The organism is Phytohabitans rumicis, from assembly GCF_011764445.1.
Taxonomy (GTDB): domain Bacteria; phylum Actinomycetota; class Actinomycetes; order Mycobacteriales; family Micromonosporaceae; genus Phytohabitans; species Phytohabitans rumicis.
In genome coordinates, this window is sequence record NZ_BLPG01000001.1 from 195,128 (window position 1) to 209,445 (window position 14,318).

Consider the following 14,318-nt stretch of genomic DNA (forward strand, 5'->3'; position numbering starts at 1 on the left):
CGTACGGCGCCGGGAATCCGGTTGTTCGCCGCGCACACCGGTTCCGAACAACCGGACGGTCTGGTGGGCTGGGCTCTGCGGCTGAACGGGGGGCCGGCGGCGCCCAGGCCAGAGCGGTGCGTCGCCGGCACGGCCCCGGCCATGTGACACCCCTGGATAGAATCCAGTCACTACCAAGGGGGCCAATGCCGCGACCAGAACGGGCCGTCGACGCGTCATCAGGACCGGTGCAACGGCTGGCCGCCGAGCTGCGGCAGTTGCGGGAGAGCGCCGGCAAACCCACGTACCGGGAGTTGGCCAAGCGCTGCGGGTACTCGGTGACCGCGCTGGCCGACGCGGCCGGCGGGCGGCGGCTGCCGGCCCTGCCGGTGCTCAGAGGCTATGTCCAAGCCTGCGGCGCCGACCCGGCGCCATGGGAGGAGCGCTGGCGGGCGACGTCGCTGGAGCTGGCCCAGGTCCGCGCCGACCGGTCCGCCGACATCCCGCCGTACGTGGGCCTGAGCAGCTACCAGCAGGCCGACTCCGCCTTGTTCTTCGGCCGCGAGCGGCTGGTCGGCGAGCTGGCCGAGCGGTTGAAGGGCGGCGGCTTCCTGGCCGTGGTGGGCCCGTCCGGCTCCGGGAAGTCCTCGCTGCTGCGAGCCGGCCTGCTCCCGGCGCTCGTGGACAACCCGGAGACCGCCCTGGGCGCGGCGGACAGCCTCGTCCTCACCCCCGGGTCACACCCGTTCACCACCTACGCCGCCGCGCTGAACAGGCCGGCACCGCCGCTGCGGCTGATCGTGGTCGACCAGTTCGAGGAGCTGTTCACGCTCTGCGGTGACGAATCGGAGCGGACCCGGTTCGTCGACGCGTTGCTGGACATCGCCGCCGAGCCCGATGTACGCGTCGCGGTGGGGCTGCGCGCGGACTTCTACGGCCACTGCGCCGGACACTCCCGGCTGGCACAGGCACTGCAAGACGCCACCGCGCTGGTCGGCCCGATGGACGAGGAGGAGCTGCGCCGCGCGGTGACCGGCCCGGCCGCGCTCGTCGGGCTGAGCGTCGAGCGCGCGCTCGTGACCAAGGTGATCGGTGACGCGGCCGGCCAGTCCGGCGCGCTGCCGATGGTCTCCCACGCGCTGCTGCAGACCTGGCGGCACCGCCAGGGCGAGACGCTCACGCTCGCCGCGTACGAGGCGGCCGGTGGCCTCACCGGCGCGATCGCCCGCACGGCCGAGGCGGTGTACGAGTCGCTGACCGAGCCGCAACGGCGCGCCGCGCGGCAGATCCTGACCAGGTTGACGGCGCTGGGCGACGGCACCGCGGACACCCGGCGCCGGGTCGACCGGTCCGAGCTGACCTTCGCCGGGGCGGACACGGTGCTCGAACGCCTCGCGCACGCCCGGCTCCTGGTCATCGACGGTACGGCGGTGGAGATCGCGCACGAGGCGCTGATCGGGGCCTGGCCGCGGTTGCGGGACTGGCTGACCGAGGACCGGGAGGCCCTGCGGGTGCACCGGGACCTGACCGGCGCGGCGGCGAGCTGGCACGCGCTGGACCGCGACCCCGGCGCGCTGCACCGCGGGGCCCGGCTGGCGATCGCCCGGGAGTGGGTGGCGGGCGCGGGGCGGGCGGGCGAGCTCAATCCGGTCGAGACGGCCTTCCTGGCCGCCAGCGTCGCCGCCGAGGCGGACGAGCGCGCGGCCGCCACCCGCCGTGCCCAGCAGCTGCGGAGGCTCTCGTCGGGGCTGGCCGGGCTGCTGGCGCTCGCCCTCGTCACCAGCCTGGTCGCCGTCTGGCAGTGGCGCTCCGCGGTACGGCAGCGGCAGGAGGCGACCTCCCGCCAGCTGGCCATGCAGGCGCTGTCCCTGGCCGAGACCGACGCCTCGGAGGCGGCCCGGCTCAGCCTGCGGGCGTACGACGAGGCGCCGACCGTCGAGGCCCGCGGCGCGCTGCTCAGCCTGGCCGGCAGCCCCGCCTACACGGCCCGACTGGCGCACGCCAGCGTGCTCACCGCGGTGGCGTTCAGCGCGGACGGCACGCTGCTGGCCGCGGCCGAGAACACCGGACCGGTGACCGTCTGGGATCTTGCGCGGCGGACCCGGCGGGCGCAGCTGACCGGGTACGGCGAGTCGGTGCGGTCGCTCGCCTTCACCCCGTCCGGACACCTCGTCACCGGCGGCCGCGGCGGCGCCGTCCTGGTCTGGGACGTGGAACGCGGGCACCTGGTGACCCGGCTGCGCGGCCTGCACGGCATCGTGGACAGCGTGGCCGTCAGCCCCGACGGCGCCATCGTGGCGGCGGTCGGCGCCGAGCGGCGGATCCTGCTGTGGCGCGCGACCGGCGGCGACCCCGTCGGGGAGCTGGGCGGGAGCGGCGGCCTGCGCAGCGACGTGGCGTTCAGCCCGGACGGCCGGCTGCTGGCCTCGGCCGGTGACGACGGCGCCGCGGTGCTGTGGGACGTCGCCACCCGGACCCGGGTCCGGAGCCTGCGGCCCGGCTCGCAGCCGCTGCACGCCGTGGCGTTCAGCCCGGACGGCGGCACGCTCGCGGTCGGCGGCGTGAGCCGCGACATCACCACCTTCGCGGTGGCCAGCGGCAAGCAGCTGCGGGTGCTGCGCGGGCACACCGCGACGGTGCGTTCGCTCGCCTTCACGCCCGCCGGGACCCTGGTGTCGTCCGCGAACGACCGCTGGCCCCGGCTCTGGGACGTGCGGAAGGGGCGGATGATGAGCCGGCGTGACGGCTCCACCAGCGAGGTGTACGCCATCGCGGTCAGCCCGGACGGCCGCCTGCTGGCCGGCGCCGGCCAGGACCGGGCCGTGTTGCTGTGGGACACCGCCGCGATGCCGCTGACCGGCCACTCCGAGCCGGTTCACGACGTCGCCGTGGCCCCCGGCGCGGGCACGGTGGCCTCGGCCGGCAACGACGGCCGGGTCATCCTGTGGGACCCGCGTTCGCACACGGCGCTGTCCGTGCTCTCGCCCGGCGCGGCCGTGACCGGTCTGGCCTACCGGCCCGACGGTCGCCAGCTCGCCTCCGCGCACCCGGACGGGGCCCGGATCTGGGACGTGGCGACCGGCCGGCCGGTGCGTACCCTCGGCGGAGCCGGCGACCGGCTGCTCAGCATCGCCTTCGCGCCGGACGGCAAGCTCCTGGCGACCGGCTCGGGCGGCGTGGTGGGCGGCTCGATGGGCGGCGCGGTGCGCCTGTTCGACGCCGAGCGCGGCACCCAGATCGCCGAGCTGTCCCATCCGACCCAGGTGGAGCGCGTCGCCTTCGCCGCAGGCGGCGCCGTCCTGGTCTCGGCGAGCCTGGACGGCACGGTCACCGTCTGGGACGTGGCCCGCCGGACCGTCCGCGCCGTGCTGCGCGACCAGCCGCTGCTCACCGTGGCAACCACCAAGGACGCGAGCCTGATCGCCATCGGCCGGGCCGACGGCACGGTCGCGCTCTGGACGGTCGGCACGCCACGCCCGGACGTCATCCTGCGCGGGCACAGCGGCCCGGTCGAGTCGATCGCGTTCAGCCCGGACGAACGGCTGCTGGCGACCGGCAGCTCGGACCGGGAGATCCGGCTCTGGTCAGGACCGCGGCGCACCCTGTACGCCGTGCTGGACGGCTACGGCGGCAAGGTGACGGCTCTGGCGTTCAGCGCGGACGGCCGGGTCCTGTACGCCGGCGGCAGCGACCACACCGTCACCCCGTGGCCCGTCGACCCGGCCGACGCCCACCGCCAGACCTGTGACCATCTGTTGCGGGACTTCTCCCGCCCGGTGGGCCCGCCCTGCCCCGCCTCATGACCGCCCGCGCCGGGACAGGGCGGTGAGACCGAGGGCGCCGGCCATGCCCGCGATCCCGTGCTCGATGTCGGCCGCGGTGTGCACCACGCCGGCGCCGGGCTCGTCGCCGGCGTCCTCGGTGGCGATCTGCGCCATCTGCCCGGCCGCGTACTCGCCGAGTCCACGCACGATGATCCGGATGCCGAGCGCCGCCGCCTCCCGTGACGACGCCAGCGCGGGCGCGACCGGACCGATGTCGCCGTCTCCGAAGATCGCCATGACCCGGTCGCCGGTCAGCGACCCGAGCTGCTGGATGCCGAGGCGCAGCGCGGGGTTGACGTTCGTGCCGCCCGCGGCGCGGGCCTGGCGTAGCCCGTCGAGCACCGGCCGCGGGTCGCGCGAGAGCGGCACGTGCCGCACGATCCCGCTGTTCCACAGCACCAGACCCACGTCGTAGTTGGCGCCGACGGCGTCGTTGACGAAGCGCTCGGCCCCCGCGACGGCGTGCGCCACCCGGGTACGGCCGTCCTCGTGGCACCCCATCGAGCTGCTCACGTCGATGCAGAGCAGGACGCTGCCGCGGTACCGCGCCTGCAGGGCGGCGAGGTGGCGACCGGGCGGCGACTGGGTGAGCCCGACGCCGCCGAAGTCACGCCTGATCCAGTCGGGCACGGTGCACCTCCTTCCGGCGTGGGGTCACTGGCGTACCGCGAGGCCGGCCAGGCTGCGCGCGGCGCGCTCCCGGCCGCTGCCGTCGAGCACCCCGTCGATGCACGCCTCGATCGTCAGGGCCGCGCCGCTCTTGGGCTCGGTCGCGACCAGGCTCAGCCGTCCGTCCAGGCCGATCCGCAGGGTCAACTGGATCGGTGAGCCGGCCGGCAGCCCGGGTGGCAGGCCCGACAGCTCGCCGTCGAGCACGAGCCGGTTGTCGTCGACCTCCGCCGACTCGACCGCGCCGGCCTGCTCGTACACCTCGATCCGGATGCTGGCCTGCCCGTCGAGGATGGTCGCGAGCGTGATCTGCCGGTCCACGACGGGCAGTGGGTCGTTCTGGTGCACGACGTGCCAGACGTACCGGCGCTGCCCGGACTTGTCGTGGCTGTCGTGCACGAGCGGGCCGAGGCCGCGGGCCACGACGGCGGCCACCGGGTGGGCGGCGAGGCCGGTGGCGCCCGCCGGCGGGTCCGGCTCGGCGGCCGGGCCGCCCAGCGTCGGCACCGGCCCGCGGGCGGAGATGTCGGCGCCGCCCGGCGCTTCCGCGGCCCGCCGCGGGCGCGGCGCCCACGTCTTCTCCGACACCGGCATCCGCAGGATCTGGTGTGCGCGCAGCGCGGCGCCCTTGGCCACGGCCAGGTCCGGGTCGAACAGGCGCGGCTGCCAGCCGAACTCGTCCGCCAGCGTGGCCGCGATCATCGGCATCCGGCTCGACCCGCCGACGAGCAGGCAATGGTCCACTTCGGACACGCCGGCGCGCCCGGCGGCGGCCAGCAGCCGGCGCAGGCACTGCGACGCGCTGTCCACGAGGTCGCGGGTGGCGGCCTCGAAGTCCGCCCGGCTGATCGTGATGGTGGCGCCGCGGCCGGCATACCACAGCGGGACGCGCTGCACGGCCGTGGTGGACAGGGCCCGCTTGGCGCGCTCCGCGGCGAGCTCCAGCTCGCTCATGAACACCTCGTCGTCGCCGGGGTCGGTGTCCGGGCGGACCTGCGCGGTGAACTGGTCGAGCATGTGCGAGACCAGCCGCCGGTCCCAGTCCGCGCCGCCGAGCTCGGTGTCGCCGTCCGTCGCCACCACCTGGATGCGCCCGCCGAGCGTGAGCACGGTGGCGTCGAACGTGCCGCCGCCCAGGTCGAACACCACGGCGGTACCGAGCCCGACCGTCTCCGAGAAGCCATAGTGGACGGCGGCGGCGACCGGCTCGCTGACCAGCTCCAGCGTGTCGATGCCGGCGAGCAGGCACGCCTGCTGGGTGGCCTCCCGCTCGCGGATGCCGAAGTACGCCGGCACGGTGACCACCGCCCGCACGGGCTGGTCCGGTTGCCGCCCCGGCAGTACGCCGTCCACGAGGGCGCGCAGGATCAGCGCCGACACCGCCTCCGGGGTGTACTCGACGCCGTCGAAGGACAGCAGCCGGTCGGTGCCCATCTGCCGCTTGATGAGAGCGACCGTGCGATCCGGGTACGCCGGAGCGGCGTTGCGGGCGGCGGAGCCGACCAGGATCGAGGTGGCCGACTCGAAGCAGACGACCGACGCGGTGGTCTCCTCGCCGAGCGGGTTGCGCAGCACGATCGGGCGTCCGTGCTCGTCGAGCGTGGCCACCACCGAGTACGTGGTGCCGAGGTCGATGCCGAGCGTCCTCATGACCCGCCGCTCCCCTCGATCGGCCACCACGACCGCACCAGCGCCGCCAGCTCCCGCCCGCCGCCGGCGGCGCCCGCCGCCAGCCCTGAGGTGAACGCCAGGGACACCAGGGCGACGAACGCCACGACGAGTGCCACCGCCAGCCCGGAGCGGGCGGCCGCGTGGCCCGGCGGCGCCTTGTGGAAAGCCATCGATGTCCTTTCTGGACGGTCGGGGAGGTCTGGACGATCGGGGTCAGCCGCCGAGGCGGCGCATCATCCGCCCCGCCGGGCCGCGCCGGAAGTCGGATACGAAGTCCCGCCACACCCTGCCGTAGTCCTTGCTCACCGCGTCGATCCGCTCCTCGGCCCGCTTGAGCAGCTTGTTCGACGCGTCGTTGACCCAGCGCTCGACAACCAGCAGGAGCGACTTGCGGTAGGACTCGCCGATCTGCGAGTTCACGCCCAGGAAGAACGCCGTCGTCAGGTGGGACAGTGAGCCGGCCTCGCGCAGCTCGTGCCGCAGCCGCCGGAGGTACGCCTCGCCGATCTCGATCGAAACCGCCTCCAGCGCCGCCAGGACGGTGCGCGGCGACTCGGTGCGCAGCATCGCCCCCACCAGTTCGTCGGCGCGCAGCGCGATCAGCCGCGCCGGCAGCTGCTTGAGCTTGTCGGTGAAGTTCGACGGGGGCTGCTCGGTGAGCGTGCGCTTGACCGCCTCGTCCCGCAGGCGCTGCAGCGTCCGGTCGGCGGACAGCATCTCCGTCACGCCCCGGCTCGGTAGCCACACGCCCAGCTCCACGAACGCCCGCGCGAGGGCGAGCGCGTCGTCCGTCAGCTCACCGCTTTCCAGGTCGTGCCGCAGCACCACGAAGACCCGGGGGTCGACGGGCGCCCGCTCGGGGAGCACCGAACGCAGGTCGCGCAGCTCGCCGTACGTCGGCGTGGCCCGGGACCACAGCAGCGACACCACGTCGCCCACCGCCTGCTCCGGGTTCGGCCGGCCCAGCGCGTCCCGGATCAGATAGTCGGCGAGCTGGCGGCGCTTGGCTTCGCTCATGTGCACCATCGACGCGGCGGCGACGGCCCGGTCCAGGTGGGTGTGCGGGCCCGGCAGGTGCTTGACCCGGCCGCGCCACCAGTCGTCGCCGATCACCGGGCTCAGCGTCGGCTTGGCGGCGATGCGGCCGCTCAGCTCGTCGGCGAGCAGGTCGTCCAGCTCCTGCCCGCACGGCCAGGCGGTCACGTCGTACCCCAGGTCCGGGTGGTCCGCCCAGTGCAGGACGAACCGGTGGGCGGGCTCGGCGATGTCGCCGACGCGTACCGGCAGGTCGAACCGGGCGGCGACCCGCAGGATCGCGTCGAACGCCGCCGGCCGCGCGGTGCTCAGCGCCTCGATGACGCTGGCCTGCGCCGCGTCCCGATACGCCGGGTGCCACAGGTGGTCCGGCAGCGCGGGCAGGGCGACGTCGGTCACCTCGGCGTGCCGGTGGGCGCGGTGCAGTTCGGCCCGGATCAGGGCCAGCCGCACGGGTGCCATCCGGTCCTCGGGCACCTGCCCGGAGCGGGACACCTCGTCGAACAGCAGCAGCACATCCAAGGGCCACTGGTCGACGCCCTCCGCGAGCAGGTCGACGATCGTGCCCCGGTGCGCGGCCAGCAGGTCGCGCGGGGTGTCGCGCAGCCATCCCAGCAGGGTCCGGGCGGACTGCTCGGTCGGGCGCTCGCGCAGGATCGCGGTGCGGCCGAGCATGGCGGCGTCCTGGTCGTCCAGTGTGGACTCCGCCGCGACCTCGATCACGTCGACCACGTCGAACGGGTCCAGCGTGCAGAACAGCTCCACCCAGCGCCGCGCGCTGGGGGTCGGCTCCACCTCGCTGCAGCCCCCGTTGACGAGGTCGAACACCGCGTACCCGAGGTCGTTGCCGACCCGGGCGGTGGTGGCGTCCCAGTCCGGGTGCACCGCGACGACCGGCTGGACGGCCCGCGCCGGATCGGGCGTGAACACCTTGAAGCCGACTGCCAGGGCCCGGCGCTGCGGCAGCAGGAGGGTGGCGGCGGCGATCCAGCGCAGCACCGGCTCCGGCTCGGTGGCCACGAAGAGGATCCGCCGCTTCTGCGGCGTGTCCAGGCGTTCCAGGGCGGACAGCAGGGCGAGCAGCAACGCCGGGCCGTCCGGGGTGTCCAGGACGAACTTCTGCGCCTGCTCGGCGTCGAACGGGCCGGGCTCCCAGCCGGCCGGGACGGGCGGGCAGTCGGTGCTGGCAGCCGGTTCGCCGGTCCAGAACGGGGCCCGGAAGAGCTGGGCCGGGCGGATCAGGCCGTACGCGGCCGGCTCGCGGGTGACGATGCTGTGCGTGAGCTGGTTGCCCTCGCGGCTGCCGTTCGCCTCCTTGCCCAGGTAGCGGCCGGCGGCGGTGGCGAGCCAGCCGTCCCAGACGTGCGCGAACGAGGGCGGGTACGCCTCGACAGGCCGCCGCTCGCGCATCCATTTGTCCGGCGCCTCGTACAGCAGGCTGCGCTGGACGACGGGCATGGCCGCCTGGTCGGCGTCCCGGGAGCGGGCCTGGAACTGGAGGCCGGCCGACCTGTTCAGGCCCTGGCCCGGACGGCAATCGGTGTAGATGAACGTGGCGAAGCCGGGCTCGGTCGGGTCGCTCATCAGGCTCCTCCGCGGCGCACCACACCGAACTGGCTGAGCAGCCAGACCAGCGGCTCGTCCACCCGGAAGGGCTGCACGCCGTTGACGTGGACGGCTCGGGCGTCGTAGTCGGGCGCCGCACCCAGCGACGAGACCGCGAAATAGCGGAAGTTCGCGTAGTTGTAGCGCAGGTGGGCGTCGATGTCGTCGGCCTCCCAGCTGTGCAGCAGCGCCCGGACGTGCTCGTGGGTGGCCTGCCCGGCGACGTCGTCGTACTGCGCCGAGGGGTGGGCCGGCTGGCGTACCAGCGGGTGGTCCGGCCCGAGCAGGTCGAAGAAGGCGTCGATCTTGGCGAACGCGACGGCGATCGGGAGCTTGATGTTCCGGCTCGATCGGATGCCGTGGGCGGCTCGCAGGGTCTCGGTGACCCGGTTGACGACGTCCACAGTGGACTCTTTCGTGCCCACGGCCGTGTCCGGGAGGCTGATCTGGTCGCGGGCGTGCGGGATCATGAACGGGTCGAGCAGCAGGATCAGCGCGTCAGCCGCGCCCAGATATGCCAGGTCGTGCGTGGTGCCGATGTTGGTCAGATCCTCGCCGGCGGTGTCGTAGAACGACAGGTAGGTGGTCTCGTACCCGGTCACCCGCCGGGGCCGGCGCCACTCGAACACGAAGGGGTCGCGCCGGCCGCCGATCGCCTGGGCGGTCTGCGCGAAGAGCGCCCGGTCGTTCATGACCGACGAAACGTCGATCTTGGCGGATCCGCTGGAGGCGCGGACGTCGGCGTCGAACCGCCGGCGCGTCCCGTTGAGCAACTCGTGGGCCAGCACATGCAGGTACACCGTCTTGCCGGTGCCCTTGGCACCCACCATCGCGATGAGCGGGCTGGCCGAGCCGCCGAAGTTGGTCGACAGCGGGGTGTGGCAGCACGGGCAGACCCGGATCCCGGTCTCCGACCCGCACGTCGCGCAGCTGGCCTTGGCCGGGGAGAACGGGCCGCGGCCGGGCGGCGCGAACGCCGGCCGGGACGGCTCGAAGACGCCCGTCTCCCGCTCGCGCTCCGGATCCGGCACCGGCGTGCAGCCCGCCTTGCCCGGCGAGCCGCGGCCGGTGCACTGGTACCACAGGCGGCGGCCGTCGATCCGGTGATAGCAGTACGGGCAGGAGACCCGTCGGGCGAGGGGGTTCATCACGTCACCTTCAGGTTGTCGATCGGCGGGTCGACGACGCTCACATGCGGCGGATGCACGACGAAGCAGCGCAGCCAGTACGGGCGCCGCAGGTCCGGGGGGATCGCGATGGGCAGCGTCAGCGACAGATCGCGGACGAGCGCGAGCCCGGCGTACCTGTTGACCTCCGTGCCCTGGTCCGGCCGCAGCGGCATCACCAGGCCCGGAGCGGCCACGACGACCAGCTCCACGTCGGCGCAGTCCGCGTCCACCCGGACCGACAGCGTCCGCTGCCGGGACAGCTTGGCCAGGACGCCGGGCTGGCGCTGGATCTCGTACGACAGCGCCGCCGAGCGCCCGTCGACGCTCACCACCACGGGCGGCGAGGACGCCTCCCCGGATGCCCCGACGACGACCGCGGTCACCCGGGCGATGCCGCCGCCGGCCTGTACGGGCAGCCGGCAACCGCCGGCGCTGACGTACTGGGCCTTGGTGATCCGGCGCAGGTCAGTGCTGCGTTCGGGCGTCTTCCAGGCCACCTCCACCAGGCTCACCTCGGCCGGCCACACCCACGACACCACCGCCTCGGCGCCGATGCGCCGCACGGTGAGCTGCCGGACCGGCTCGGTCACGCCCATCATCACCACGCGCCCGACCACCGCGCCGGTGCCGCCGATCGTGAACGGGACGTACGCGTGATGCCCGGCGGCGACCTCGGCCTCCAGCACGGTCTCGGCGCCGTCCGCGCGCCGCGGGCCGGCCACCTCGCGGCCGTACGCCTCCATGTCGGCCACCGGTACGGTGCTGCCCGCCGCCCAGGCCGGAGCGCGCTCGCCGTACCGGATCCGGGTCTGTCCACCGTCGACGGTCGGCCAGGCGATCCGGATCCGGACGCTGTCGCCGTCGACGCTGACCGGCGTCACGGTGAGCGCCTCCACCGGGCGCGCCGGCGCGCGCGGCGACGCGGACGCCACCACCATCGGCGCCGCGACCTCCACCTGGCGCTCGCCGTGGTAGAGCGCGACGAGGCTGTAGTAGTACTCCCGCCCCTGCTCGACGTCGCGGTCGGTGAACGACTCCGCGTCGGCGCGGACGGCGACGCCCTCCTCCGGGCGCCGCGGCGGCCGGTCGGCGGTACGCCGTACCCGCACCGCGACGACGCCGGGATGCCGGGTCCACGAGCCGACGACGTGGTCGGTGTGGGCACGCACCTTGACGGCGCTGAGCCCGGGCGTGACCAGGACCGAGGTGGTCGCCGGCCGGGACCAGCTCCCGTCGCCGGCGCGGGCGAAGACGGCGTACCAGAGCTGGCGGGCGACCGGCGGGCGGCGGTCGACGGCGCCGGTGTCCTTGGTGGCGGCGACCGGGGTGCCGTCGTCCGCGGCCGTGGCCACCCGCCCTTCGGTGCGCACGACCTGGTAGTGCACCTCGGCCGCGCCGGAGTCGGGCGCCTTCCACGCCAGCCGTACGCTGCCGTCGGCGTCCTCGACCGCGGACGGCTCCCGCGGCGGCGGCAGCGGCAGGCGGGCGAGCCGGGCGGCCAGGTCCTCGTCGTCGCCCGCGATCCGGGTGGCCTCGCGCAGCCGGCGCTCGGCGTCCTCCTCGCGGTGGTCGCGCACGGCCTGCGCGGCCTGCTGTATCAGTCCCTCCACCGTGGCGTGCGCCGCCTCGACCAGCGCCTTCACCTCGTCGTGCTGCGGATCGGTGACCGGCAGCGCGGCCAGCGCCCGCTGCGCCTCCCGCAGCCGGCCCTCCTGCAGCAGGTCGCGGATCTGCGTGCCCGCGTCCCGCGGGCCGCCGCCGCCCGAGGGCAGGCTCGCCACCAGCAGCTCGGCGTCCTGCCGGTCCAGCCCCAGCTCGACCGCGCGCCGGCTCAGCAGCAGGTCGGCGACCCCCTGGGCCCGCCCGTCCGCGACCTGTTCGACCACCTGGAACAGGGCCACCTGCCGCAGGTCCGCGCCGCCGGAAAGGCCCGTGCGCAGCACCTTCAGGGCCGCCTTGCGGGCGCGCAGCGCCGGCGAGTCGGCCGTCGTCTCGGCCGCCTCGATCGCGGCGACCACCGTCGCCCGGTCCAGGGTCAGCCGCGGGCCGCCCGGCACGGTGAACGCCTGCACCAGGGTGAACGGCTTGTCCAGCCCGGGGTGCAGGAGCGGGACGATGGTGGGCAGGTCGAGCTCGGAGAGCCGGTCGGTCAGATCCTTGTACGCGGTGCGGTTCAGCCCGCTGGTGCGGGGCAGCTCGACGGCCTCCACCACCCGCAGCCCGGCCTGCCGGACCGCCTCGTCGATGTGTGCCTGGTCCAGCCCGGCGAAGTGCGCCGCGACCGCCCCCAACTGCGCCCGGGTGATCTGGCCGAGCGCCTGGTACGCCTTGGCGAGGTCGGCGGCGAGCTGGTCGACCACCGTGCGGGTGCGCTGTTGCCACTGCTGCTGCTGGGCCCGCCACCAGTCCGGGTCGTGCAGCTTCTCCCCCGCCGTACGCCGAAGCTCCTCGTCGGCGGCGAGCAGCAGCTTGCAGACCTGCCCCCGGCTGTCGCGGGCGCCGGACCGCTGGTTCCAGTACGTCCGGACCCGGCGCAGGTGCTCCTTGAGCTGCTCCCGGCTCATCCCCGACTCGACGGCGTACCGGCGGGCGAGGTCACCGGTGGGCAGCCGGCCGCGGTGGCCGCGCAGCGGCTTGACGACCTCCTCCTCGTACCGGGCCGGGTCGAACGCCATGCCTAGGCCCGCACGGCGAGGCCGGACACCAGCTGCTGCGCGTCCAGCACCTCCTGCTCGCTCAGCACGCTGACCCGGACGTTGATGGTCAGCTTCTTCTCGGTGACCGGCTCCGTCGCGGTGACCGTCAGCAGCCCTTCGCTGTTGATCGTCATGGCGACGTCGATCGGGGCGCCCGCGGGCAGCGGCGGCAGGCCGGAGATGATGCCCTTGTCGTGGTCGACCAGCTTGTTGGCGGACAGCTCGCGGCTCTCCGTCGCGCCGGCCTGCTCGTAGATCTTCACCTCGACCTCGCGCTGGTTCGGCACCACGGTGCCGGCGTTGAGCACATGCGGGCCGCTGGGCAACGACTCGTCGGCGTGCACCAGGTGCTCGATGTAGCTGGCCGCGTCCGGGTCGGCCTGCCAGCCCGGCTTGTCGGTGTCGACGAGCTTGATGCCGAACGCCTTGGGCAGCACGTTAGTGATCTGCTTCGCGGCGAGGTCGGCCAGCGCCTCCGGTCTCACGTTGGTCCGCTTCGCCAGCTCGTAGACGCGGGCCTGCTGCTCCGCGGCCGTCGGCGGGGTGGCGCCGCTGTCGCCCGAGTCCCAGTCCCACAGCGCCCGGCTGAGCGCGAACCGGGCCGCGCCCTTGGCCACCGAGAGGTCGGGGTCGTGGATCTTCGGCTCCCAGCCGTACTTCTCCGCCAGCCGGGCCTTGACCGCCGGCATCTTCGCGGAGCCGCCGACCAGCAGCACCTCGTCGATGTGCCGGGCCGGGTCGGCGACGCCGAGCTTCCCGGCCAGCTTCTCCAGCGTGCGGTCCACGTAGTGCAGCGTGTCGTCGAGCAGGTCCTGGGTGATCTGCTCGAACGTCGCGCGGGTCACCTCGATCATCGCGGAGCCGCCGGCGAACCGCAGCGGGACCGACCGGGACTCCACTTGCGACAGCTGCCGCTTGAGGTCCTCGGCCGTCAGCTGGAGCTCCTGCATGAAGTGCTCGTCGTCCACCGGGTCCTGGGTCGGCGACGCCTTGGCCACGAACTCGTCGACGAGGTGCTTGACCAGTCGGTCGTCCCAGTCGGTGCCGCCCAGCTCCTGGTTGCCGTCGGTGCACAGCACGTCGATGGTGTCCGCCGCGATCCGGATGACGGTCGTGTCGAAGGTGCCGCCGCCGAGGTCGTACACGAGCACGGTCTTGTCGCCGTCGGCGCTCTTCACCTCGTACTGCAGGGCGGCGGCGACCGGCTCCGGCACGATCCCGATGACGTCCAGCCCCGCGATCCGGCCGGCGTTGCGGGTGGCGTCGCGCTCCAGCATGCCGAAGTACGCCGGCACGGTGATGACCACCTGCCGCACCGCCTGGCCGGTCTCCTGCTCCGCGTGCTGGGCGAGCTGCTTGAGGATCAGCGCGGAGATCGACTCGGCGGTGTACGTCTTGCCGTCGAACTCCCACTGCCGGGTGCCGCCCATCTCGCGCTTCACCCGCTGCACCACGCGGTCGGGGAAGAGCTTCGCGACGTTCTTCGCGCTGGCCCCCACCACGATGCTGTCGGTGCTCTCGAAAAAGACCGCGGACGGCGTGGTGCCCGCGGCCGCCATCTCGTCGCGCACGACCGTCGGCAGGCCGTGGGTATCCACATAGGAGATCACCGAATAGGTGGTGCCCAGGTCGATCCCGAAGTACGTGACGGACTCCTCCGACATTCTTCC

8 protein-coding genes are annotated in these 14,318 nt (G+C 74.2%); 1 reads left to right on the plus strand and 7 read right to left on the minus strand.

Annotated features, from left to right (window positions below):
* Nucleotides 1–185 precede the first annotated feature (185 nt).
* Nucleotides 186–3,782: an nSTAND1 domain-containing NTPase gene (locus Prum_RS00955; protein ID WP_173073122.1), complete on the plus strand. Its 3,597-nt coding sequence runs from the start codon at nt 186–188 to the stop codon at nt 3,780–3,782.
* On the opposite strand, the gene Prum_RS00960 is transcribed toward Prum_RS00955, so the two are convergent.
* From Prum_RS00960 to Prum_RS00990, 7 genes are read right to left on the minus strand one after another with little or no spacing between them, the layout of a single operon-like run.
* On the minus strand, nt 3,777–4,433 hold the full coding sequence (locus Prum_RS00960; protein WP_173073124.1) for a vWA domain-containing protein: 657 nt from the start codon (nt 4,431–4,433) through the stop codon (nt 3,777–3,779). The two genes, Prum_RS00955 and Prum_RS00960, sit on opposite strands and share 6 nt — an antisense overlap.
* Nucleotides 4,434–4,457: 24 nt before the next feature.
* Nucleotides 4,458–6,122 (minus strand): Hsp70 family protein, encoded by a 1,665-nt coding sequence (locus Prum_RS00965; protein WP_173073126.1) that lies wholly within the window; start codon nt 6,120–6,122, stop codon nt 4,458–4,460.
* Nucleotides 6,119–6,313 (minus strand): hypothetical protein, encoded by a 195-nt coding sequence (locus tag Prum_RS00970; RefSeq protein WP_173073127.1) that lies wholly within the window; start codon nt 6,311–6,313, stop codon nt 6,119–6,121. Before Prum_RS00970 ends, Prum_RS00965 begins: the two co-directional genes overlap by 4 nt.
* Nucleotides 6,314–6,356: 43 nt before the next feature.
* Complete coding sequence (locus Prum_RS00975) at nt 6,357–8,762, minus strand: GTPase-associated protein 1-related protein (protein WP_173073129.1); 2,406 nt, start codon at nt 8,760–8,762, stop codon at nt 6,357–6,359.
* Nucleotides 8,762–9,931 carry a zinc ribbon domain-containing protein gene (locus tag Prum_RS00980; RefSeq protein WP_173073131.1) on the minus strand — a complete coding sequence of 390 codons (1,170 nt, stop codon included), beginning with the start codon at nt 9,929–9,931 and terminating at the stop codon, nt 8,762–8,764. Before Prum_RS00980 ends, Prum_RS00975 begins: the two co-directional genes overlap by 1 nt.
* Nucleotides 9,931–12,627: a SaeA-related protein gene (locus tag Prum_RS00985; RefSeq protein WP_173073133.1), complete on the minus strand. Its 2,697-nt coding sequence runs from the start codon at nt 12,625–12,627 to the stop codon at nt 9,931–9,933. Before Prum_RS00985 ends, Prum_RS00980 begins: the two co-directional genes overlap by 1 nt.
* Nucleotides 12,628–12,629: 2 nt before the next feature.
* Entirely contained in the window at nt 12,630–14,312 is a 1,683-nt protein-coding gene (locus Prum_RS00990; RefSeq protein WP_173073135.1) for an Hsp70 family protein, read from the minus strand.
* Nucleotides 14,313–14,318: the final 6 nt, after the last annotated feature.

Bases quoted from the DNA above. Each gene is read 5' to 3' on its own strand.
- Prum_RS00975 (WP_173073129.1), bottom strand. From the start codon at position 8,762: ATGAGCGACCCGACCGAGCCCGGCTTCGCCACGTTCATCTACACCGAT.
- Prum_RS00970 (WP_173073127.1), bottom strand. From the start codon at position 6,313: ATGGCTTTCCACAAGGCGCCGCCGGGCCACGCGGCCGCCCGCTCCGGG.
- Prum_RS00980 (WP_173073131.1), bottom strand. From the start codon at position 9,931: ATGAACCCCCTCGCCCGACGGGTCTCCTGCCCGTACTGCTATCACCGG.
- Prum_RS00955 (WP_173073122.1), top strand. From the start codon at position 186: ATGCCGCGACCAGAACGGGCCGTCGACGCGTCATCAGGACCGGTGCAA.
- Prum_RS00990 (WP_173073135.1), bottom strand. From the start codon at position 14,312: ATGTCGGAGGAGTCCGTCACGTACTTCGGGATCGACCTGGGCACCACC.
- Prum_RS00965 (WP_173073126.1), bottom strand. From the start codon at position 6,122: ATGAGGACGCTCGGCATCGACCTCGGCACCACGTACTCGGTGGTGGCC.
- Prum_RS00985 (WP_173073133.1), bottom strand. From the start codon at position 12,627: ATGGCGTTCGACCCGGCCCGGTACGAGGAGGAGGTCGTCAAGCCGCTG.